This window comes from Rheinheimera texasensis, from assembly GCF_964031785.1.
GTDB classification, from domain to species: domain Bacteria; phylum Pseudomonadota; class Gammaproteobacteria; order Enterobacterales; family Alteromonadaceae; genus Pararheinheimera; species Pararheinheimera texasensis_A.
The window spans coordinates 576,881-597,504 of sequence record NZ_CAXIRE010000019.1 but is presented as its reverse complement, the minus strand read 5'-3'; the positions used below and the strand labels follow the sequence as shown (position 1 = coordinate 597,504).

The following is a 20,624-nucleotide window of genomic DNA, read 5'->3' as shown; positions in this document are numbered from 1 at the left end:
TAGTGTGTTAACACTTCGCGGATTGGAGTGTTGAAATGGATTTGTTGACCATGGATTGGTCAGGCCTGGTCCTGACGTTTTTTTTGATCTACGGCATTTATGCCCCTTGCCTGTTAACGTTGCTGGACCAGCAGCACCGGCTGCCGATGCGTTTATTGGCGTTAATTCCTTGCCTGTTGCTGTCCTGGTTTGGTTATTGGCTGAGTCAGCGTCATCTGAAATACAGTGATTGAGCCTGAGTTTTTCCGATACACCTTTGCCAAAATGGCTAATATTTAGCGGTTTCGACACATTTAGCTGCTGCCGCATACTATAAATTTGTTTGATTTCATTTAGTTAGATATTGGTACTATCTTTGCCAGCACAGTTTATCTGAACTGCAAAAAAGGAAGTGCCAATGCCAGCCGCAATATCTTTGTTTGGTCGCCAGACCTGGCTTTACAGCCGCTTTGAATTACAACGTTTGTTTTTAACCCCGCGCGGCTGGTTTGCACTGGCGGCCTTTACCACTATCTGGTACTTCCTGTTGCGTTATCCGATTTATCAGGCCAGCGTGCAGCTGCAGGAACCGGAAATTCAGCAGATGCTGAGCAGCATGCTGGGGATGGTGGGGATGTATAACCTGCTGAACTGGTCCTTGCCGGAATTGTCGGTGTATTGGGCATTGACGGTGTTTTTTATGCCGCTGGCGGTGTTGTTTGCCACCGCAGATCAAACCTGTTCTGACCGCTCGCGCGGTACCTTACGTTTCCTCACTTTACGTTCCAGTCGCGATAGTATTTTCTTCGGCCGTTTTATCGGACAAATTCTGGTGCAGGCCCTGCTGATAGGTTTGTCGTTATTGGCAACGCTGGGTCTGGCGGTCTGGCGCGTCGGCGAACTGCCGCTGTCTGCTGTCAATGCTACTTTGGTGATTTGGCTGAATCTGCTGATTGTGCTGCTGCCATTTACTGCGCTGATGGCGCTGTGTTCGGCACTGGTCCGTTCCAGCCGGCTGGCGATTAGTCTGGCGATTGTCAGTATTGGTGTTATCACCGGTTCTTTGGGTTATTTGGTCTGGCATTTCCCGGATCTGCGGGTGGTGCTGGAGTATCTGCCGGGCGCACAATTGCCGATGTTACTGGGTGCACAAGGCTGGGATACGCTGAAACACTGTGGCTTGCCATTATTACAAACTGCGGTGCTGCTGCTGATTGGCCGTATCGTGATGCAGGAGAAAGCATTATGAGTTATCTGATTGAAGCCCGGAACTTAAGCAAATCTTTTGGCCAAAAAGCGGTATTGCAAGACCTGACTTTCAGCCTTCCGGCTGGTGAACCTATCGCGCTGATCGGCCCCAACGGCGCCGGTAAAACCACCTTGTTCAGTTTGTTATGCGGTTATCTGCCAGCCAGCAGTGGTGAGTTAAAAGTGTTAGGCCATAAACCCGGCAGCAGTGCTTTGTTTGGTCGGGTCAGTGCCTTGCCGCAGGATGCGATGCTGGACCCGAATTTTTCGCTACTGACCCAACTGAGTTTTTTCGGTCAGTTACAGGGCATGAGCAAAACCACTGCGCTGGCGGAAAGCCGTCGGGTGCTGAGTCTGGTCGATTTAGCCGGCAGCGCCGATTTAAAAGCCACGGCGCTTAGCCATGGTATGCGCAAAAGAGTGGCCATCTCCCAGGCGCTGATGGGCAGCCCGGAACTGGTGATGCTGGATGAACCGACCGCAGGTCTTGATCCGGTCAACGCCTTGCAAGTGCGTCAGCTCATCGCAACTTTGTCCGGCGAAGCCAGTTTTATCATCAGTTCGCATAACATTTTTGAACTGGAACGGCTGTGCGGCACCGTGTTGTACCTGGAGCACGGCAAACTGGTGCAACAAAGTGCGGTGCAAAGTGCGGCGACGCAGGGTTATGTCACCCTGACGCTGGAACCTGGTGCTTATACCGATGTATTGCCGCAACTGCGGGCGCTGCCGGGCGTGATTGCCGTCAGTGACAGCCAGAAATATGAGTATGTGCTGCAATTCGACGCTGAACTGGCGCCGGATTTTGATTTAACTTTGTTGATGGCATTGCGTCAGTTTGGCTGGCGTTATCGCCAGTTAACCAAAGGCCAGACGCTGGAGCAGCAATTGTTTGCGGTGACGGCGAAACAAGCCTGAATTTATTGGGCGCTCAGGTTTGCAGATACTTCAGTTTGTCGGCAACGCCATTCCAGGCGTCGGCATCGTCCGGCGCCGGTTGTACTTCGGTGATATTGGGCCAGATCTCACTGAGTTCGGCATTCAGTTCAATAAAGGCTTCTTGCCCCGGCGGCACCGCATCTTGCTGATAAATCGCCTGAGCCGGGCATTCCGGCTCACACAGCCCGCAATCAATACAAGCGGTTGGGCTAATCACCAGAAAATTGGGGCCGGCAAAAAAGGCGTCGGCCGGACAGACAGCGACACAATCTGTGTATTTGCATTTGATGCAGTTGTCAGTCACTACAAAAGCCATGACAGCAATTCCTGAAATGAAGGCCGGGAAATTCCGGCGAATTGTAATGCAGCTGCCTGAAATTACAAGGCTGGCCGCGGCTGGATAAAACCGGACAAAAGTGCCGGTTTCACGTAAAATAGCGGTTTTATTTCTGCTTTGTGAGCCAGCGCCACAGCGCTTTCGCCATGACACCAACAGGAAAGCCCGATGATCCGTATCAACGAATTAAAATTACCGCTGAATCACAGCGACGCTGACTTACCCGCCGCTATCTGTGCCCGGTTGAAATTAAAGCCTGAACAACTCCTTGAATTTACCGTGTTTAAACGCGGCGTTGATGCGCGGAAAAAATCCGATATTCAGCTGACTTACACGCTGGATGTGCAAACCGATCACAATGCCCGCGTGTTGGCGGCCTTTAGTAAAGATGACCAGATCCGGCCGGCACCGGATACCAGTTACCAGTTTGTTGCCAAAGCGCCGGCACAGCTGACCGAGCGCCCGTTGGTGATTGGTCTTGGCCCTTGTGGCCTGTTCGCTGGTTTATTGCTGGCCGAAATGGGCTTTAAACCAATTATTCTGGAACGCGGCAAAGAAGTGCGCGAGCGCACCAAAGACACCTTTGGTTTCTGGCGCAAAAAGCCACTGAATACTGAATCCAATGTGCAATTTGGCGAGGGCGGCGCAGGGACTTTCTCCGACGGTAAACTCTACAGTCAGGTCAAAGATCCGAAACATTATGGTCGTAAAGTACTGACTGAATTTGTCAAAGCCGGTGCGCCGGAAGAAATCATGTATGTCAGCAAACCGCATATCGGCACTTTTAAGCTGGTGACCATGGTGGAAAAAATGCGTGCGCGTATTATCGAACTTGGCGGTGAGATCCGGTTCAGTACCCGCGTCGACGATATTCTGCGTGACGGCGAGCAACTGACCGGCGTGCGGCTGAATGATGGCAGCGAGCTGCATAGCCGTTATGTGGTGCTGTCGGTAGGCCACAGTGCGCGTGACACTTTTGAAATGCTCTATAAACAAGGTGTTTATATCGAAGCCAAGCCGTTTTCAGTTGGTTTTCGCATCGAACACCGTCAGTCGATGATCGACGAATGCCGTTATGGCGCCAGTGCCGGCCATCCGTTATTGGGGGCGGCCGATTACAAGCTGGTGCACCATGGTAGTAACAACCGCACTGTTTACAGTTTCTGTATGTGCCCAGGCGGCACTGTGGTGGCTGCAGCCTCAGAAGAAGGCCGGGTCGTCACCAATGGCATGAGCCAGTATTCGCGTAATGAACGCAATGCCAACAGTGCTATTGTGGTCGGCATAGACCCGGAACGCGACTATCCGGGCCATCCGCTGGCGGGCATTGAGCTGCAGCGCAAGCTGGAAGCGCAGGCTTATGTGCTCGGCGGCAGCAATTACGATGCGCCGGCACAGCGGGTCGGTGATTTCCTCGCTGGCGTGCCATCGACTGAGCTTGGCGATGTGCAGCCAAGTTATACCCCAGGGGTGAAACTGACCGATTTGTCGCAGGTGCTGCCAGATTATGTGATTGCCGCTATTCGCGAAGCTATTCCGGCTTTTGATAGACAAATCAAAGGCTTTGCCCGTGCTGATGGCCTGCTGACCGGTGTAGAAACCCGTACTTCGTCCCCTATCTGTATCAAACGGGGCGCCGATTATCAAAGTCTGAATACCAAGGGGTTATTCCCAGCCGGTGAAGGCGCAGGGTATGCTGGCGGTATCCTGTCTGCCGGTATTGATGGCATTAAAGTAGCTGAAGCTGTGGCTTTGGCGATGACCGGCCAGACCATCACGGTCAGCCGGCGTTAACTGTATCTGATGCGTGACCGGCGCAATTTCCGGTCAGTAACCAAGGAGTAAGGAATGCGGAAAAGTCTGATCGCTGCAGCGCTGATTGCAGCTGGGGTATTTGCCTGGTACAAGTTTGGCGCCAATCAAAGCGCTGGCCAGCTGGGCGCGCTGGAATATGTACCGGCGGATACAGCGGTATTTTCCGCACAATTAGAACCGGTTGATTTGCCGAGTTATTTAAGCAGTATTGGCATGGGACCACAGTATTACAATGCGGCCGCACTGGCGCAGCTCGACGAGCAGCTACAGGCCGCGCAAAGCGGCAGTGAAAAATTCGTGCTGGCGCTTGGTAAACAATATTTATCAGCCCTGGCGACGCCGGCTGAGATCAGCAGCAAAACCGGCATCAAAGCGCAAATGCGCAGCCTGGTGTACATGGTGGGGTTAGCGCCGGTATTAAAAGTGGAGCTGGGTGACGATAAAGCCTTCTGGGCCATGTTTGATGCGATTGAGCAACAAAGTGGCCTGAGTCACAGCCCGCAGCAGCTCGGTGAGCAAAAGTACCGCCAGTACAAACTGAATTACGAAGAGCTGGCGCTGGATTTATTAGTCAGTGTCAAAGATGGCTGGGCGACGCTGACCTTCACCTCAGACAAACTGGATCCGTCGCACTTAGCCATCGCGCTTGGTACGCAAAAGCCGGAGCAGAACCTGCAAAACAGTGGTTATCTGCAGAAAGTCAGTAAAAAATATGAGTTAGATCAGGGCTCTGTTGGCTATCTGAGCAGTGTAGAGCTGAGCAAAGTGCTGACCAGCAAAGACGGCAACCGGCTGGCAAAAGACGTCGAGCTGTTGTTTGGCACTGAGTTAGGCGTGGCGTTGGCGCCGTGGCGTGAAGCCAGCTGTCAGACTGATGTGGCTGCAATTGCGACCAGCTGGCCGGGTTTATTTGCCTCTAATCGTTTCGAGATTGGCAATGGCGCCACCAAAGTTCACAGCAAAATGCTGATCCCAACCGAAAACAGCAAAACAGTCGAAGCCTTACAGCAGTTGCAGGGTTTTATTCCGGCCGGCTTTGCTGAGCTGAAAGGCCCTTCTGCGATGTTGTCTTTGGGTTTAGGTCTGGATGTTGGCCAGCTGTCAGGTGCAGTTGGCAAAATCTGGGAAAACCTGACCACGACGCAATATCAGTGCGCACCATTAGTTGAATGGCAAACTGCGCTGAAACAAAACAACCCGATGCCGATGTTGATGATGGCGGGTATGGCGGCCGGCGTGCAGGGCGTGTCGCTGCAGGTTAATCAGCTGGAATTTGATGCGGTACAACAAGTGCCAAAAACCGCTGATGCGCTGTTTGTATTAAGCGCCAGCAATGTGAAGCAGCTGTTTGACAGTGTCAAAGCGCTGCAACCTGAGCTGGCGACTGTCGAGCTGCCGGCGCCAGGAGAAACTTTGCCGCTGACTGACAAAATCCCGCAGCTGGCGATGCTTGGTGTCAAACCAAGCCTGATGGCGTCTGAACATCATCTGATGATTTTCAGTGGTGATAAAGCCCAGCAACAGGCCAAAACACTCAGCACAGAGCAGCTGAATAAATCAGGTTTGCTGGCATTTAGCCTGGACTATCAGCAGTTCTTCAGTGTGCTGAAAGGTACATTGGAAAGCACCGGCGAGCCGGTCCCGGCTGAACTGGCGCAGCTGATGCAAACCAATATGCAGGTCGGCATGCAGATGAAAGCAGTGCCGCAGGGCATTTTGCTGCAGTCGACGATGCAAATGGCCAAATAAGTTAGTTTCATTGTGGACGCTGATTATTATGTGCTGAAAGCTGCCTGAAATGGCAGCTTTTTCGTTTCCAGTGTTTAAGCTGCCCGCTCCTGCCAATTTTCCGACTACTTATCGTTAAATTCTCCGCTTGGTCGCTTTCCTCACAATTATCAAATGTTCATCAGTTCCGACGCTGGTTATCCGGCCATTTTTAACTGGCCTGGCAGCCTTACCGTAAGGAGTTTCAGGCATAAATTGAACCCTAACAAATCTAGATACATGGAGTTATCAATGAATTTTATCCGTCAGCTATTGATCATAAGTTGCTGTATTTGGCAAACAGACATGGTGTATGCCGCCAACCACGTCAAAACTTGCCTGGACTCGCCGATGCATCTGAAAGAAACGCCACGGCAAAACAGTTACTTTCACCTACAACTGAACGCGGGACAATACTGCTATTCGAACCAGTTTAAGTACACAAACGATGCTGATTATTCGCGATTAAATAGGATTGTCGGCGCTGTGCTGACTCCCGTAGCTGCAAAAAGGTTGACGCTGGAATCGCAGCTGAATCAAACCTGGCAAGCAGCAGTAGCTGAGCTTGCACAAGCAGAAAATCTGACAGTGACGGATTCATCTATGAATTTAGATGGCCCTCTTGAATTCAGAATCCAGGGCAACCCTGACGGTGCGGGGGAAATCATAGCTTCAGTAGGTGGGTTCACGCTGACAGCATTTGCCAGTGTAAAAAAAAACAGCCTGCTCAGGGCTTCGATTCGTGTCACTGTTGATCCTATTTTATTGAGCGGTAAATATCAGGTGTCGACAGGACTGTTCAGTCAATTGCAGTTTCAGCGATTGAATGTAAATGTTCGTTTGGATGTGGACAGCGTATTGGACTTAATCCCCGGAGTGAATGCGAAAGTGACACAAAAAATAGAGTCAAAGGTGGCGCAAGCGCTTAGTTTTGGCCTCACTACGCAATTGCAGATGCAGGCCGGGAATTATTCCAAAGTGCTTTTGGGTTTGGATCAGCAGCTGCCTTCGGGGACATTTATGCTAAACGGTCAGGATTACGGTGTCGTAGTAAAAGATGCTTTGAATACTGCAATTTCAGGCTTGGATATAAAGGTGTCGGTTGGCAATGCCAGCACCGCCGATGCTGTCCTGGCATTGAGTTTACCAAGGCAAGGGATAGTGTTGACAGCTGGCTACAAAGTATTTCCAGGTTGGAATTCATGTCGGGTCAAATTTGAGGATCTAATAAAAGACACGAATACCAGCATTCATGCACCGTTATGTAATTAGGTCTTTTACCAGGTTCTGACCAAGGTATACCTTCTTGTTTGTGCACTGCATCTTGTACAGAGCATTAATCTTTATAAGGTGCATGCACTAGTTTCCAGACTATATGCAAGTCGTCAAAACCTGCGGTTTGTCATGTAGAACATTCGATTGCTGTCATAGATAAATAGCCTAATGCGTTCGTTCTTGGCTAGGAAAACCACTGGCTCATCACCATATGGGTTTTGATGCGGACGATATCCGGATGGGCGTCAATCTGTTCACGAATTTGATGGATCCGTGCCATGCTGTCGGCTTCAACAAACAACATCAAATCAACTTCGCCGCTAATACCGTGGCAAGATTTAAGTTCAGCAAAACTGCGCAGAAAGGGAATGAGTTCCTGACAACGCGCTGCTTTGTGCTGCAGTTCAAAATAAGCCCGGACTTTCACCTCGCTGGGCGAACGCAGCACCACCTGATAACCCAGAATGACTTTTTGCTGTTCGAGTTTACGGATCCGCTCAGTCACGGCACTGCGGGACAGATGCACAGCCGCAGCAATATCCGAGACGCTTTGCCGGGCGTTTTGTCTTAACAGTTGCAGGATTTGCTGGTCAAATTTGTCCACGTGAGACTACTCCGGTGAAATTGCCGGCGGCACCGTCATTTTGCCGGTCAAAGCGGGCAAACTGGCGGTGTTGGCTGCGATACAATGTATTTTTCAGCTATTTGAACGGAAGCGTCAAATGAAAGCAACAGGCCAGATTGGTCGTTATCAGGGCGCAGCATTGCTGGCGACGACCCTATTGGGCACCGGTGTCTTTATTCTGCCGCAGGTGTCACTGGAACAAGCTGGCGGCGCGGCGATTGGTGTCTGGCTGCTGCTGACATTGCTGGCGGTACCTATCACAGTGATTTTTGGTGCTTTGGCCGGCGCTATTCCAAACGCGGCCGGGCCGGCGCATTTTGTCGGCGAAGCTTTTGGCGCCGTCGCCGGGCGAGTGATGGGGCTGATGTTTTTGCTGGTTGTGCCGGTCGGCGGTTCTGCCGCTTTGCTGATGACCTGGTCTTTTATTGAACCCTGGTTTGGTGCTCAGTATCAGCTGGCGGGGCAATTAGGGTTTTTGCTGGTGTTATTTCTGCTGAACCGGATTGGTTTTCAGCTGTCTGCGCGGCTGCAACTGGGCCTGACGTTGGCTATAGTCGCTGTGGTCGTGCTGCTGATTGGACTATTTCTCTGGCATGGCGCGCCGGCGCCGGCTATGGCGCTGACAGTGCCGGCCTGGAGCGGTATCAGCGCCGCGCTGGCATTAGGCTTCTGGAGTTTTTTGGGTGTCGAGGCGATGACACATCTGGCGCAGGATTTCCGCGATCCGGCGCGGGATATGGTGCCGGCTTTACTGATTGGGTTGTTGCTGGTCGGCTTGATTTATCTTGGCTGTAGCGCGCTGTTGTGGGCATTGGCCGGTCCCGGTGAATCGCTGACGATGGCGCAGGCCTTTGACCGGCTTTGTGGCGGTTATGGCCAATGGGTGATTGGCATTCTCGGTCTTTGTAGCGGTCTGGCGACGGTCAATGTGTATACCGCCAGCGTGGCCCGGCTGACCTGGAGTTTCAGTCAACAAGGTGTGTTGCCGGCCTGGTTTCAGGTGCTGAACCGGCATCAGGTGCCAGAGCGGGCGCTGTATCTGATCATCGGGCTGATGGCGCTGGTGATTCTGGGTTCGTCGCCGTTTAGTCAGCAGCTTGAAGCGCTGATTGGTTGGGTCAATGGTGTCTTTGCGGTGATTTATTTGATGTCGATGCTGGCGGCACTGAAATTATTGCCGGCACGCTTTCGGCTGACTGCCGCCATCAGCGCTTTGTTATGTTTGGGTTTGATGGCAACGCTGGGCGCTTTGTTGTGGTATGCCTTGCTGATTATCCTGCTCAGTACGCCGTTTTTATGGTGGCAACTGCAGCGAAAACATGCAGCAATTGTTGCAAAATGAAACAAAATACACACACATATACATATAAATTTATTTCATTCATTTTCTGTTTATATTTCTTTTGGTAGTTTCCGCTACGGGTCGCATGCTGCGGCCACGCAAATAAACAGATCATGAAGGGAATTACCATGTTCAAACCAATCGTACTCGCCTCTTTATTACTGACCGCCGCTGCACAAGCTGCCGACACTGGTGCTTATGCCGGCCTCGCTTTACATCGTCCAACCATCGAATTGGACGCAGGTCCGGTCGACGTAAACTGGAATCTGAGCAGTTTCAGTGTGTTAGGTGGTTACCAGTTCCATCAGAACTTTGCACTGGAAGGCCGTATTGCGGTAGGCGCCAATGACGATAAAGTCGGCGTACAGGGCAACAGTTTGACCGTCGGCATCGACCGCAGTTACGCGCTGTTTGCCAAAGCCAGTTATCCGGTTGCCGACGGGATGGCGCTGTACGGTCTGGCTGGTTACGACTACACCAAATTTAATGCCGATGCCGTAGTGGATGGTGAAATTGAAAACGCCGACAGCAGCGAAAATGGCTTGGCTTATGGTGTCGGTTTTCAGTACGACGTCAATGACAAGCTGACTGTGGCGCTGGAATATCTGGTGCGTCCGGATATCGAAGATGAAGAACTCAAAGCCAGCAACCGTGGTTTTGGCCTGACCGCCAGCTTTAAATTCTAAGTACTTTGCAATGCTGAAAAAACCGCCATCTGGCGGTTTTTTCTTAGGTGAAATATCGGTTTATGGCATTGTGTCTGCTGTTTTTTTACTCTAGTTTGGCTCTGTCGGCAGTGCTTGCCGCAGTCTCTTTGCGCTGAACATTTCAATAAGGGAATACAATGAAAACTATCACTTATCCGCTGCTGGCGTTAAGCGCGGCTTTATTGCTGGCGTGTGGTAAAGCGCCGGAAGCTCCGGCCAGCACTTCAACCACTGCAGCAGCTGCTGCGCCAGCCAAATTAAGTCAGTACACCCCTGAACAGTTTTATGCCACCAAATCTTATATCGGTAACGACATCAATGCTGCCGGCGACGCCATGCTGGTAGCGTCAGACGAAACCGGCGTCTTTAACCTGTACAAAGTCAGTATGAATGGCAAAAGCTGGCAAGCGCTGACCCAATCCACGACGGATGCAATGATGCCGGTCAGCTGGTTTCCGCAGGACGACCGGGTATTGTACAGCGCCGATCAGGGTGGCAACGAGCTACATCACTTGTATGTGCGCGAAATCGATGGTGCAGTCAAAGACCTGACGCCGGGCGACAAACTCAAAGCGATGTTTGTTGATTGGGCCGCCGACGGCAGTTTTTATGTGCTGACCAATGAGCGCGACGCCAAGTTTTTTGACCTGTACAAATACGACGGCAAAACCTATCAGCGCAGTTTGGTCTATCAAAACGATGCCGGTTATGACGTCGCCGGCATCAGTCCGGATGGTCGGTATCTCGCCGCGATTAAATCGCGCACCAATGCTGACAATAATTTGCATTTAATTGATATCTCTGCAGAAAAACCAACGGAAACTTTGGTCACACCACATCAGGGCAATATCAATCATCAGGTGTACAGCTTTAGCCGCGACAGCAAAACGCTGATTTTTGGCACCGACGAGCAGTCCGAATTCAGTCAGGCCATGGCCTTTGATATCGCGTCCGGCAAAGCCACGTTATTCAGCAAAGCCGATTGGGACATCATGTATATCGGCTTTAGCAAAGACAATAAATTCCGTGTCGAAGGTGTCAACGCTGATGCCGCCACCAAAGTCACTATTGTCGACCAGCAAAGCGGGCAGCCACTGATGCTGCCGGATTTACCGGCTGGTGATCTGCGCAGTGTCGAGTTTTCCGATGACGGCAAAACACTGAGTTTTTATTTAAATGCCGACAACAGCCCGTCGAACTTATATGTCTGGCCTGTTGGCAGTCCCAAAGCCGAACGTTTAACTCAGGCGCTGGATAAAGCCATCGATGAATCTGTGCTGGTCGTCAGCGAAGTGGTGCGTTTCCCAAGCTTTGACGGCCTGCAAATTCCGGCGCTGCTGTACAAACCGAAACAAGCCAGCGGTACTGCTCAGGTGCCGGCGCTGCTGTGGATCCACGGCGGGCCTGGTGGTCAGTCACGTACCGGTTATAGTGCGTCTATTCAGCATCTGGTGAATCAGGGATATGCAGTGCTGGCGGTAAATAACCGCGGCAGCAGTGGTTATGGCAAAACCTTTTTCCACCTCGATGATTTAAAACACGGTGAACATGACTTACAGGATATCGTTTACGGCAAAAAATACCTGCAGTCGCTGGACTGGATTGCCGACGATCGCATTGGTGTGATGGGTGGCAGTTATGGTGGTTATCTGACGATGGCGGCCATGGCGTTTACCGACGAATTTAAAGTCGGCATTAATATTTTTGGCGTCACCAACTGGGTGCGTACGCTGGAGAGTATTCCGCCCTGGTGGGAATCGTTCCGTGAATCTTTGTATGCTGAGCTTGGCGATCCGGCCAAAGATGGCGAACGCTTACGTCGCATTTCGCCGGTGTTTCACGGCGACAAAGTGAAAAAGCCGGTGTTGGTGGTGCAGGGCGCCAACGACCCGCGGGTGCTGCAGGTTGAAAGTGATGAAATGGTCGCGGCAATCAAGAAAAACGGCGTACCGGTCGAGTACGTGCTGTTCCCGGATGAAGGCCATGGCTTCGTGAAAAAAGCAAACCGTATCAGTGCGCAGCAAGCTTATCTGAAGTTTTTACAGACGCATTTGTAAAAGCACAAACGGCGGGCCAGACTTTAATCTGCAGCGCCGTGCAGCTACCAGCTTGATCTCAACAAAAGGCCTGCAGTCATCAGACGGCGGGCCTTTTTATTCGCAGGGCGCCGTCAACAGCACAAGATCACAACAGGAGTCGCCGCCGATGGATATGATTTTGCGGAAGATTATCGAAGGGGTCGCCAATACCCGTGGTGAGGCATTTTTTCAGGCGATCGCCTTGCAGCTCAATCAGGTGATCGCCGCCGATTTTACTTTTATCGCCCGGCTGGACCGCGAGGCCTACACCTCAAAAACTCAGGCGCTGGTGGTTGATGGGGTGTTGACCGACAATCTGGAATATTCGCTGGCCCACACGCCTTGTGCCAATGCGGCCGATGACAGTTATTGTATTTATCCCTGCGGCATTCAGCAGTTGTTTCCACAGGACCAGCTTTTAGTCGACCTTGGTGTGGAAGGGTATGTCGGCACGCCGCTGCATGATTTGCATGGCGGCGTGCTGGGTATAGTTGTCGCGATGTATCGCAGGCCTATTGAAAATCCCGAGCTTATCACTACTTTGTTCAGCATTTTCAGTGGCCGCATCGAAGCGGAAATGGAGCGGCAGGATTACGAAAAACAGCTGCAGCAGCTGAACAGCAAACTGGAAGAAAAAGTGACCCGGCGCACCGCCGAGTTATCGAAGGCGCTGACGGACCTGCAGCAAATGCAAAGCCAGCTGGTGGAAGCAGAAAAAATGGCGGCGTTGGGTAATCTGGTGGCCGGTATTGCCCACGAAGTCAATTCGCCGCTTGGCGTGGCCGTCACCACACAAGGCGTGATCGAGCGTCAGTTTCATCAGTTGGAACAGCAACTGGCGGCCAACCAGCTAAGCCGGACCCAATTAGAGCAATTCTGCAGTGCCATGCACCAGGCGCTGCCGCTGATGCAGCATAACTTGCAACGGGCGGCAGATTTGATCCAAAACTTTAAACGCACCGCCGCCGACCAGCATTCCAGTGAACAGCATCAGATAGATGTGTTGCAATACTACCGGCAAATTCTGACGACTTTGTCACCGCTGACGCGAAAAGCCGGTATCCAGATTGAACTGGACGCCGAGCCCGGTGTGCTGGTGACAACAATTCCCGGCAGCCATATGCAAATTCTCAGCAATCTGGTGATGAACAGTATTCAACACGGCTTTGCCCGACAGCAACAGGTGCAGGCGCTGATCCGGTTGGAAATTCGTCAGCAGGACAGCGGGTTTGTGGTGGATTATCAGGATAACGGTGGTGGTCTTAGTGCGGAAAGCCGGAAGCGGCTGTTTGAGCCGTTTTACACCACAGCCCGCGCCGATGGCTGCACCGGTTTGGGCATGTCGATTTTATACAATCTGGTGACAGCGCAGCTCGGCGGCAAAGTCAGTTTGCCGCCGGTGACACAAGGTTTTGCTCTGCAGTACAGCTTTGTTGATTTAAAGACTTCAGGGCATGCTCAACACCAGCTTCAGGCCGAGTAAAGCCATCACAGTGCCGGCGGTGCGGTCAATGCCGGCTTTAAATTTCAGATAGGCCTGACGTGGCGCTTCGGCCGACAGCACATAAGCCACCAGAATGTACCAGCCGCCGTCGATCAGCAAAGCCAGCAGTGGTAAAACAACATAAAACCACAGCGGTATAGTGGCCGGTAACAAGGCCGAAAACACGCTGGCAAACACAATGGCCGTTTTTGGATTACTGAGCTGGGTGAATAAACCGCCTAAAAAAGCACGCTTGAGGCTAATCATCGCCACCGGCGTGTCGGTCTGGACCTGCAACGGCGCTTTGGCCCCGCGGAAAATCAGATAGCCCAGATACAGCAGATACAAACCCCCTGCGACTTTTAAGGCCCAAAACGCCATCGGTACGGCGGTCAGCACCGCATGCACGCCGAGCAGCGCCAGCACAGCAAAAGTACCGGCCCCAAGCCCCATGCCACAGGCGGTGGCCAGACCGTGTCGGCGCGACAGCGCGATGGCATTACGTGCCACCACGATAAAACTCGGGCCTGGGCTCACGGCCCCGACCGCTAAAGCACTGGCAATCGCCACTGCAGACCAGATCGCATCCATTGGTGTCCCCAAAAACTTAGGTTGGGCAAAGCAGAAAACACAAATTACCCTGCGTTGTGGCGTGCCGCAAGCAACCATTCAACGACTGTCGCTTGAAATTGCCGGATTGCGCGCCCATGTCTGTGCGACAGGCATCGGGCCTTCCAAGGAGAGACAGATGATTTACCAACTGACAGTGCCACAATTTCACAAAATGCTGGATAACCTCAGCGCCATTTTGCAAAAAGCGGCAGCTTATGCCGACAGTAAAAAATTTGATGTGTCCGTGCTGTTAAACAGCCGGCTGGCACCAGACCAGTTTGCGCTCATTCGTCAGGTACAAATCGCCTGTGATACCGCCAAGCTGGGTGTTGCCCGCTTAACCGGCACTGTGGATCAAGCGCCAAAACATGCCGACGACGAAGCTACGCTGGAGCAGTTACAGCAGCGCATCCGCGACACCCAGGCTTATCTCGCGACTTTTAGCGCCGCAGATTTTGCCAACGCTGCCACGCAGGTGATCACGCAGCCACGTTGGGAAGGCAAAACCCTGAGCGGCGAAGAATTCCTGGTGCAACATGTGCTGCCGAATTTCTATTTCCACATCACTACCACTTACGCCATTTTGCGTCACAACGGCGTGGACGTTGGTAAAAAAGACTATCTGGGCCCTATGCCTTACCGTGCGGCCTGATTAGACTTAACTCCAGATTGAACCTGTTGCGGCCTGTTTTGGTCGCAGCGGGTCTTTCCGCGCTTGCGCCGTGTCGCGCTGGCGTTTTAGCATAACCACCCCCAGTCCGGAGTTGTTATGTCCTCATCTGCTGTGTCTGTTCGTTACGCCCACCCGCAGGCTGTGCTGTGGGTGGTATGCCTGATTGGTCTGATTGCTGTTGCCGGCATCGCGTTACCCTACCCGATTTTAGCGCCGCTGTTTGCCGCGACGACACACAACGACTTTAACCACTGGCTGGGCATCGCGCCGCAGATCTTGCTGGGTATTGCGCTGGCGGCTAATCCGCTTGGCATGTTGTTTGGCAGTGCCACGCTCGGGGCTTTGTCGGACCATTATGGCCGGCGCCGGGTGCTGGCCTTGTCGCTAACGCTGGCGGTCGCAGGTTATCTGGGGTCTGCCTGGGCGCTGGCGGCGGACTGGTATCCGGGTTTTGTGCTATTCCGTTTTCTGACTGGTTTATGCGAAGGTTCGGTCAGTATCTGCCGGGCTATTGCCGCCGATTTACATCCGCAAATTGAGCGCACCAAGGCTATCAGCTGGATGAACAGCGCTTTGTATGCCGCCTGGCTGGTCGGGCCGTTGCTTGGCGGTTTGACCATGCATTTAGGCAATCATGTGCCGTTTTTGATTGCAGCGCTGGCGATGTTGCCTTGTTTGTTGTTGTTATATTTCCTGCTGCCGCCGGATTTGCCGCTGTCGCAGCCTCAGCCGTTCTGGCGGCAATTGCGTCAGCATAATTCACTGAATTTAGTCCGGCTGCCACTGTTGCGGTTGGTGGTCGCGGCGCAATTGCTGTACACCATCGGCCTCAATGCTTTTTACGAATATTACCCGTTGTGGCTGGTTGAGCAGCAACAATTCAGCGGGCTGCAGATTGGTCTGATCACGGCGGTGTTGTGCGCGGTGATGACCACCGTCAGTGCGGTCGGTATGGCGCGGCTTGGCACCCGCTGGCCAGCGCTGCGCAGTGCCAAATGTGCGGCTGCCGGCGTTGCACTGATGTTAGTGCTGTTGCCTTTTACCAGCGGCCAGCTGGCCTGGGTCTGGCTGGTGCTGTGTGGCGTGCCAAACGCGATGTTCAGTGCCTGGTTTCAGGTTTATTGCACCGAACAATATGGTGAGCTTGGCCTTGGCCGGGTGATGGGATTGCTGACGCTGTTGATGTGCTGCGGTAACGTCATTATTGCGCTGGCCGGCGGTGTGATTGCCTTGCTGGGCGCCAGCTGGATCTTATGGACCGGCGCTTTGTTTATCGCTGCCGCCGCCTGGGCGCTGCGGCAACAGGAATTAAAGCCGGCCGGCTGAGTGCGGATCAATCATGCTGTTTTTGTTGCGCTGCGCTGGCTTTGCGCTCAGCTTCGCGTTTCATCAGCAGCAACGTCAGATAAATCTTGGTCGGCAGCGACAAAATCAGTCCCAAAGCACAGCATAAACCAATCAGGATAATGCCGTTCACGCCCATAGTTTCATGCAGTTTTAAACCCGACCACAGATAGTGGCCGAAGATCAGCAAGCTGATACCGCACAGCATGATAATTTTCAACAGGCGCAGGGTTTGTGCTTCGGTCATGACAAATCTCCCATCAGTTGTTTCTAATGTAGTTCCTTTCGGCTAAGGTTGAATTGATATGTATCAGTAAATCAGGTCATAGCATGGTTGCCACCGGCGTGGTGGCGCGGCTGTTTCCTGTGGCGTCTTAGTTTCTGAGTTGCGGGGTCTGTGATGAGCCGCTGTTGGTGTTTACTCCTGCTGATCCTGTGGTGCTGTGCGCAGGCAGAGCCGATGGCCCTGACTGATGCACAGCGTCAATACCTGCAGACGAAACAGAAACTTCGCTATTGCATAGACCCGGCGTGGCCGCCGTTTGAAAGTATTGACACACAAGGCCGGCACAGCGGGATGTCGGCCGACTATGCCCGGTTTTTTCAGAGTCAGTTGCCGGTGCCGCTGGAACTGCTGCCAACAACCAGCTGGCCGGATTCTGTTGCTGCAGTTGAACAGCGGCGCTGTGACCTGTTATTGCTGGCGATGGAAACCCCAAGCCGGAAAAAATACTTAAATTTCACCCGGCCTTATCTGGTGATCCCCAGTGTCATTGTCACCAAAACTGAGCATCGCCGGGTCAAAAGTGTCGCTGAGCTGGGGGATGCGCCTTATGGCATCCGTCGTGGTTTTGGCTTTGCCGAGCTGTATCGTCAACTGCACCCAACACTGAAATTTGTTGAAGTACAAAGTTACGAAGAAGGTTTGCTGATGGTGCAAAGCGGTCAGTTGGCCGGCATGTTTGGCAACATGGGCAGCCTCGGATATCTGCTGCAGCAATACAAAATCACCAATCTGAAAATTGCCGGTCGCTTGCCCGGCGACAGCGAACTCAGTATTGCCAGCCGGAACGACGAACCTTTATTAAATGAAATCAGCCAGTTATTAATTGAACGGATAGACCCGGCGCTGCAGCAGCAGATCAACAATCAGTGGCTGTCGGTGCGGATGGAGACTGAACCGGATTATCAGTTGCTGGCGCTGGTCAGTCTTGGCGCTGTGCTGATCCTGGCAGTGCTGACCTGGGCTTATCTGAAAGTGCGGCGGCTGAACCGGCAGTTATTGCAGGCCAATGTGCGGCTGGCACAGCAAAGCCAGCGCGATAGCCTGACCGGTTTATATAACCGCAAATTCCTCGATGAAAAACTGCCGGCCTGCCTGTCATTGTGTCAACGCGAACAAATCCCGCTGACGTTAGCCCTGATGGATCTGGATCACTTCAAACAACTGAACGACGTGCACGGGCATTTGTTTGGTGATGAGTGCCTGCGCCAGTTTGCCCGTTTGCTGCAGCAACATTTTGAGCGGCCCACAGATGTGCTGGTGCGGTTTGGCGGCGAAGAATTTATTTTACTTAGTGTTGGTGTGGAAGCGTCGGCCATGCAACAACTGTTGCAGCAGTTTATCCAGGATGTAGAATTTAAATCGGTACAGCTTGGCGCGCAGCAAAGCCAATATACCGTCAGTATTGGCTGGCTCTGTGCGATACCACAGCGCGGCCAGACCACGGCGCACTGGTTGGCACAGGCGGATGTGGCTTTGTATCAGGCCAAAGCCAATGGCCGAAACGGTGCTGTGCAGGCGCAGGCTGTTGCATAGTGTTCATATTCCAGAGGTTTTCCCGCTGCATTGGCTAAAAATCAGACTTAACTCGACAAGTCGTAACCCTCCTGCTTTGCTGTAATGCAGCAACAGTGTGTTGAATGATCAGTGTTTCTTGATATAGAGGGCTTTTATGAGCATTAGACAATTAAATATCCGCAATCGCTTGCTGACCGGTTTTTTGCTGTTAGGCCTGATGGTGATGTTACTGGGTCTGACCGCACTGCGAACTATGGCTGACTTACGCAGTGTGACCACCGAGATTGAAGAAAACACTATTCCGAGCCTGGAAACACTGGCTGGCCTGAATCTGGCAGCCAGCCGTTTACGTATTTATTCCTTGCGGTTATTACTGACTGAAAATGCAGCGGATCTGGCCGATTCCAAACAGAAAATTATCGACGCCCGCAGCGAAGCGACAACCATGCACAGTAAATATGAGAAATTAGTGTCGGTGCCTGGTGAGCGGGAAGAATTTCAACGCTTTGACCAGGCGATGGACAGTTACATCAGCTATCAGGACCGGGTGATTGCACTGGTTGAAGGCGGAAAAATGGCTGAGGCCAGAGAAGTGCAAGGCAAGGAAATGGTGGTGTTTGCCGACCAGATGACCAGTTCGTTATTAAAACTGGCAAAATTAAATCAGGATTTTGCCAAGCAACAGGCAGCAAATTCCGCCTCATCTTACGACAACAGTCGGATCACGACCTGGTTGGTGATTGCGGTGGCCCTGTTGGCGGCAGTCATTATCGCGGTACTGTTCACCCGCAGCATCACCAACCCCTTACAAAGTGCTGTGCAGCTGGCGGGCCGGATCGCCGACAACGACCTGACGTCGAAAATTGACAGTTCAGGCAGCGATGAACCGGCGCAACTGATGCAGGCGTTAGCCCGGATGCAGAAAAATCTGCGTGACACCGTAGCGCATATCGCAAACTCCTCGAATCAGCTGGCCTCGGCGGCAGAAGAACTGAATTCAGTGACCGAAGACAATTCCCGTGGTCTGCAACAGCAAAATGATGAAATTCAGCAGGCGGCGACGGCTATTACCGAAATGAGCTCAGCGGTGGATGAAGTGGCGGAAACCGCGTTACGTGCCTCGGAAAGCTCCACCGAATCAGCCCGCAATACTGAACTGGGCAAAACCCAGGTGCAGCAAACAGTGAATGCCATTATTCATATGAATGAAGATGTGGCGCAAAGTGCCAAAGTGGTGCAGGAACTGGCGCTGCAGGCGCAGGACATCGGCAAAGTATTAGACGTGATCCGGGCCATTGCGGAGCAAACCAACCTGCTGGCGCTGAACGCGGCCATTGAAGCGGCGCGGGCCGGGGATGCCGGTCGCGGTTTTGCTGTCGTTGCTGACGAAGTGCGGGCCTTGGCGGCGCGCACTCAGTTGTCGACCCGTGAAATCGAAGAGATGATCAAAAAAATCCGCGAAGGCACCAGCACTGCAGTGCAGGCGATGCAACAAAGTGGTGAAAAAGCCAGTCAGGCGTTAACAGTGGCCGAGTCGGCCGGCAAAGCGCTGGAGACTATCAACAGCCAGATTGGCAGTATCAGCGACAATAACCTGGTGATCGCCAGCGCCGCCGAAGAACAGGCCAAAGTGGCGCGCGAAATCGACCGCAATATTGTCAATATCAGCGATCTGGCAGCGCAAACTGCAGCCGGCGCCAATCAGACCAGCGCGTCAGCACATGAATTGTCGCGGCTGGCGGTGGAACTGAATTCACTGGTCAATAGCTTCAAAACCTGAGGGGACACGACTAAAACGGTGGTGTGCTGACTTGCTGGCACGCCGGGACTTGCTGTTGTTTAACCTGCTGCCAGGCCTTGCGGAGTTTTTCCAGCAAGGCCGGGTTGGTGGCAGGATGGGCGGCGAGATACAGGTATTTTTCCAGCGCATGTGCGGTAAATACCCGGCGTAAACGGGCGCCCCGGTCCGGTAATTACTGCACATAAATATCAGACACTAACATCAAATCAATGCGCCCCAACTCCAGCATCTGTTGCAGCTGGTGGTTGTGGCCGACCACCACCAGATTGCGGCTTTCGCGAAAACCCTGCTCGCGCAGATAGTGATAATTAGCCTGGCCGTTTTCCACACCCACCACATATTTCAGTGCGCTGTTCAAGCCGTCCGCCTGTACTTCAGGCCGCTGGCTGCTGGCATAAAATGACACCCGCATCGGGCACAAAGGAGCGATCCAGACAAACTGGCTTTCACGTTCTGCGGTGCGTAATAAAGAAAAAATCAGTGTATCCGGTGTGGAACTCGCGGTTTTAAAAGCGCGCGCCCAGGGCATCACGTCAATCTGGTAGGACTGCTGTGCTGTCGTCAGAATCTGCCTGACTATATCAACCGACCAGCCGGCAATTGTTGATTCCTGCATCTGCTGATAAGGCGGAAACACTTCGGTCACCAGCTGCACTGGTGCTGCCGTTGTTGTGCTGTGATGTAACAGCCATCCCCAGAGAAAAATCTGCCAGCGCATGCGTCTGTTCTTCCGCCAACCTGAATTTTTTTAGCATAGGTGTCGATGGCTTGAGGCGCCAGCTAGTCGACAGTTGTACC

20 protein-coding genes are annotated in these 20,624 nt (G+C 52.6%); 15 read left to right on the top strand and 5 right to left on the bottom strand.

The genetic code is table 11. The annotated features are described in order from the left end of the window. Positions 1 to 35: 35 nt before the first annotated feature. The 3 genes from ABNT34_RS11120 (at position 36) to ABNT34_RS11110 (ending at position 2,145) form a co-directional block, all read left to right on the top strand. Entirely contained in the window at positions 36 to 233 is a 198-nt protein-coding gene (locus ABNT34_RS11120) for a hypothetical protein (RefSeq protein ID WP_348731593.1), read from the top strand. A 164-nt stretch (positions 234 to 397) separates the two neighbouring features. Beyond that, positions 398 to 1,228 (top strand): ABC transporter permease subunit, encoded by an 831-nt coding sequence (locus ABNT34_RS11115; RefSeq protein ID WP_348731591.1) that lies wholly within the window; start codon positions 398 to 400, stop codon positions 1,226 to 1,228. Then, complete coding sequence (locus ABNT34_RS11110) at positions 1,225 to 2,145, top strand: ABC transporter ATP-binding protein (RefSeq protein ID WP_348731589.1); 921 nt, start codon at positions 1,225 to 1,227, stop codon at positions 2,143 to 2,145. The genes ABNT34_RS11115 and ABNT34_RS11110 overlap by 4 nt, the downstream gene beginning before the upstream one ends. A gap of 13 nt (positions 2,146 to 2,158) precedes the next feature. Here the strand turns inward: ABNT34_RS11110 and fdxA are convergent, their stop codons facing one another. Then, entirely contained in the window at positions 2,159 to 2,482 is a 324-nt protein-coding gene (gene fdxA, locus ABNT34_RS11105) for a ferredoxin FdxA (RefSeq protein ID WP_348731587.1), read from the bottom strand. Between the two features lie 189 nt (positions 2,483 to 2,671). Here fdxA and ABNT34_RS11100 point away from each other — a divergent pair, with 189 nt between their 5' ends. The 3 genes from ABNT34_RS11100 to ABNT34_RS11090 all read left to right on the top strand — a co-directional run bounded on the left by ABNT34_RS11100 (position 2,672) and on the right by ABNT34_RS11090 (position 7,357). Further along, positions 2,672 to 4,297, top strand: coding sequence for an NAD(P)/FAD-dependent oxidoreductase (locus ABNT34_RS11100; RefSeq protein ID WP_348731585.1), 1,626 nt, complete (start codon positions 2,672 to 2,674; stop codon positions 4,295 to 4,297). 54 nt (positions 4,298 to 4,351) lie between these two features. Continuing rightward, positions 4,352 to 6,067, top strand: a complete 1,716-nt coding sequence (locus tag ABNT34_RS11095; protein ID WP_348731583.1) for a hypothetical protein — start codon at positions 4,352 to 4,354, stop codon at positions 6,065 to 6,067. A gap of 270 nt (positions 6,068 to 6,337) precedes the next feature. Continuing rightward, positions 6,338 to 7,357 (top strand): hypothetical protein, encoded by a 1,020-nt coding sequence (locus ABNT34_RS11090; RefSeq protein ID WP_348731581.1) that lies wholly within the window; start codon positions 6,338 to 6,340, stop codon positions 7,355 to 7,357. A gap of 187 nt (positions 7,358 to 7,544) precedes the next feature. Here the strand turns inward: ABNT34_RS11090 and ABNT34_RS11085 are convergent, their stop codons facing one another. Further along, positions 7,545 to 7,964: an Lrp/AsnC family transcriptional regulator gene (locus tag ABNT34_RS11085; RefSeq protein ID WP_348731579.1), complete on the bottom strand. Its 420-nt coding sequence runs from the start codon at positions 7,962 to 7,964 to the stop codon at positions 7,545 to 7,547. 118 nt (positions 7,965 to 8,082) lie between these two features. Here ABNT34_RS11085 and yjeH point away from each other — a divergent pair, with 118 nt between their 5' ends. From yjeH to ABNT34_RS11065, 4 genes are all read left to right on the top strand, one after another. After that, positions 8,083 to 9,327, top strand: a complete 1,245-nt coding sequence (gene yjeH / locus ABNT34_RS11080; RefSeq protein ID WP_348731577.1) for an L-methionine/branched-chain amino acid transporter — start codon at positions 8,083 to 8,085, stop codon at positions 9,325 to 9,327. A 128-nt stretch (positions 9,328 to 9,455) separates the two neighbouring features. After that, complete coding sequence (locus ABNT34_RS11075; protein ID WP_348731575.1) at positions 9,456 to 10,013, top strand: porin family protein; 558 nt, start codon at positions 9,456 to 9,458, stop codon at positions 10,011 to 10,013. Between the two features lie 158 nt (positions 10,014 to 10,171). Further along, positions 10,172 to 12,091 (top strand): S9 family peptidase, encoded by a 1,920-nt coding sequence (locus ABNT34_RS11070; RefSeq protein WP_348731573.1) that lies wholly within the window; start codon positions 10,172 to 10,174, stop codon positions 12,089 to 12,091. Positions 12,092 to 12,239: 148 nt separating this feature from the next. Further along, complete coding sequence (locus ABNT34_RS11065; RefSeq protein WP_348731571.1) at positions 12,240 to 13,595, top strand: ATP-binding protein; 1,356 nt, start codon at positions 12,240 to 12,242, stop codon at positions 13,593 to 13,595. Here the strand turns inward: ABNT34_RS11065 and ABNT34_RS11060 are convergent. Beyond that, positions 13,560 to 14,186 carry a LysE family transporter gene (locus ABNT34_RS11060; protein WP_348731569.1) on the bottom strand — a complete coding sequence of 209 codons (627 nt, stop codon included), beginning with the start codon at positions 14,184 to 14,186 and terminating at the stop codon, positions 13,560 to 13,562. The genes ABNT34_RS11065 and ABNT34_RS11060 overlap by 36 nt on opposite strands. 157 nt (positions 14,187 to 14,343) lie before the next feature. Between ABNT34_RS11060 and ABNT34_RS11055 the strand changes: the two genes are divergently transcribed. Both ABNT34_RS11055 and ABNT34_RS11050 read left to right on the top strand, forming a co-directional pair. After that, complete coding sequence (locus ABNT34_RS11055; RefSeq protein ID WP_348731567.1) at positions 14,344 to 14,859, top strand: DUF1993 domain-containing protein; 516 nt, start codon at positions 14,344 to 14,346, stop codon at positions 14,857 to 14,859. A 117-nt stretch (positions 14,860 to 14,976) separates the two neighbouring features. Beyond that, entirely contained in the window at positions 14,977 to 16,206 is a 1,230-nt protein-coding gene (locus ABNT34_RS11050; RefSeq protein WP_348731565.1) for an MFS transporter, read from the top strand. A 7-nt stretch (positions 16,207 to 16,213) separates the two neighbouring features. On the opposite strand, the gene ABNT34_RS11045 is transcribed toward ABNT34_RS11050, so the two are convergent. After that, positions 16,214 to 16,471, bottom strand: coding sequence for a hypothetical protein (locus tag ABNT34_RS11045; protein ID WP_348731563.1), 258 nt, complete (start codon positions 16,469 to 16,471; stop codon positions 16,214 to 16,216). A 213-nt stretch (positions 16,472 to 16,684) separates the two neighbouring features. Here ABNT34_RS11045 and ABNT34_RS11040 point away from each other — a divergent pair, with 213 nt between their 5' ends. From ABNT34_RS11040 to ABNT34_RS11030, 3 genes are all read left to right on the top strand, one after another. Beyond that, complete coding sequence (locus ABNT34_RS11040; RefSeq protein ID WP_348731561.1) at positions 16,685 to 18,043, top strand: diguanylate cyclase; 1,359 nt, start codon at positions 16,685 to 16,687, stop codon at positions 18,041 to 18,043. A 136-nt stretch (positions 18,044 to 18,179) separates the two neighbouring features. Beyond that, entirely contained in the window at positions 18,180 to 19,805 is a 1,626-nt protein-coding gene (locus tag ABNT34_RS11035; RefSeq protein WP_348731559.1) for a methyl-accepting chemotaxis protein, read from the top strand. Between the two features lie 31 nt (positions 19,806 to 19,836). Next, complete coding sequence (locus ABNT34_RS11030) at positions 19,837 to 19,977, top strand: hypothetical protein (protein WP_348731557.1); 141 nt, start codon at positions 19,837 to 19,839, stop codon at positions 19,975 to 19,977. A gap of 21 nt (positions 19,978 to 19,998) precedes the next feature. On the opposite strand, the gene ABNT34_RS11025 is transcribed toward ABNT34_RS11030, so the two are convergent. Next, entirely contained in the window at positions 19,999 to 20,544 is a 546-nt protein-coding gene (locus ABNT34_RS11025; protein ID WP_348731555.1) for a transporter substrate-binding domain-containing protein, read from the bottom strand. Positions 20,545 to 20,624 lie beyond the last annotated feature (80 nt).

What these genes read in the sequence shown, in the direction of transcription:
- ABNT34_RS11060 (WP_348731569.1), bottom strand. Translation starts at nt 14,186, where the DNA reads ATGGATGCGATCTGGTCTGCAGTGGCGATTGCCAGTGCTTTAGCGGTC.
- ABNT34_RS11120 (WP_348731593.1), top strand. Translation starts at nt 36, where the DNA reads ATGGATTTGTTGACCATGGATTGGTCAGGCCTGGTCCTGACGTTTTTT.
- ABNT34_RS11025 (WP_348731555.1), bottom strand. Translation starts at nt 20,544, where the DNA reads ATGCGCTGGCAGATTTTTCTCTGGGGATGGCTGTTACATCACAGCACA.
- ABNT34_RS11075 (WP_348731575.1), top strand. Translation starts at nt 9,456, where the DNA reads ATGTTCAAACCAATCGTACTCGCCTCTTTATTACTGACCGCCGCTGCA.
- ABNT34_RS11095 (WP_348731583.1), top strand. Translation starts at nt 4,352, where the DNA reads ATGCGGAAAAGTCTGATCGCTGCAGCGCTGATTGCAGCTGGGGTATTT.
- ABNT34_RS11110 (WP_348731589.1), top strand. Translation starts at nt 1,225, where the DNA reads ATGAGTTATCTGATTGAAGCCCGGAACTTAAGCAAATCTTTTGGCCAA.
- ABNT34_RS11115 (WP_348731591.1), top strand. Translation starts at nt 398, where the DNA reads ATGCCAGCCGCAATATCTTTGTTTGGTCGCCAGACCTGGCTTTACAGC.
- ABNT34_RS11100 (WP_348731585.1), top strand. Translation starts at nt 2,672, where the DNA reads ATGATCCGTATCAACGAATTAAAATTACCGCTGAATCACAGCGACGCT.
- ABNT34_RS11035 (WP_348731559.1), top strand. Translation starts at nt 18,180, where the DNA reads ATGAGCATTAGACAATTAAATATCCGCAATCGCTTGCTGACCGGTTTT.
- fdxA (WP_348731587.1), bottom strand. Translation starts at nt 2,482, where the DNA reads ATGGCTTTTGTAGTGACTGACAACTGCATCAAATGCAAATACACAGAT.
- ABNT34_RS11090 (WP_348731581.1), top strand. Translation starts at nt 6,338, where the DNA reads ATGAATTTTATCCGTCAGCTATTGATCATAAGTTGCTGTATTTGGCAA.
- ABNT34_RS11040 (WP_348731561.1), top strand. Translation starts at nt 16,685, where the DNA reads ATGGCCCTGACTGATGCACAGCGTCAATACCTGCAGACGAAACAGAAA.
- ABNT34_RS11055 (WP_348731567.1), top strand. Translation starts at nt 14,344, where the DNA reads ATGATTTACCAACTGACAGTGCCACAATTTCACAAAATGCTGGATAAC.
- ABNT34_RS11045 (WP_348731563.1), bottom strand. Translation starts at nt 16,471, where the DNA reads ATGACCGAAGCACAAACCCTGCGCCTGTTGAAAATTATCATGCTGTGC.
- ABNT34_RS11065 (WP_348731571.1), top strand. Translation starts at nt 12,240, where the DNA reads ATGGATATGATTTTGCGGAAGATTATCGAAGGGGTCGCCAATACCCGT.
- yjeH (WP_348731577.1), top strand. Translation starts at nt 8,083, where the DNA reads ATGAAAGCAACAGGCCAGATTGGTCGTTATCAGGGCGCAGCATTGCTG.
- ABNT34_RS11050 (WP_348731565.1), top strand. Translation starts at nt 14,977, where the DNA reads ATGTCCTCATCTGCTGTGTCTGTTCGTTACGCCCACCCGCAGGCTGTG.
- ABNT34_RS11070 (WP_348731573.1), top strand. Translation starts at nt 10,172, where the DNA reads ATGAAAACTATCACTTATCCGCTGCTGGCGTTAAGCGCGGCTTTATTG.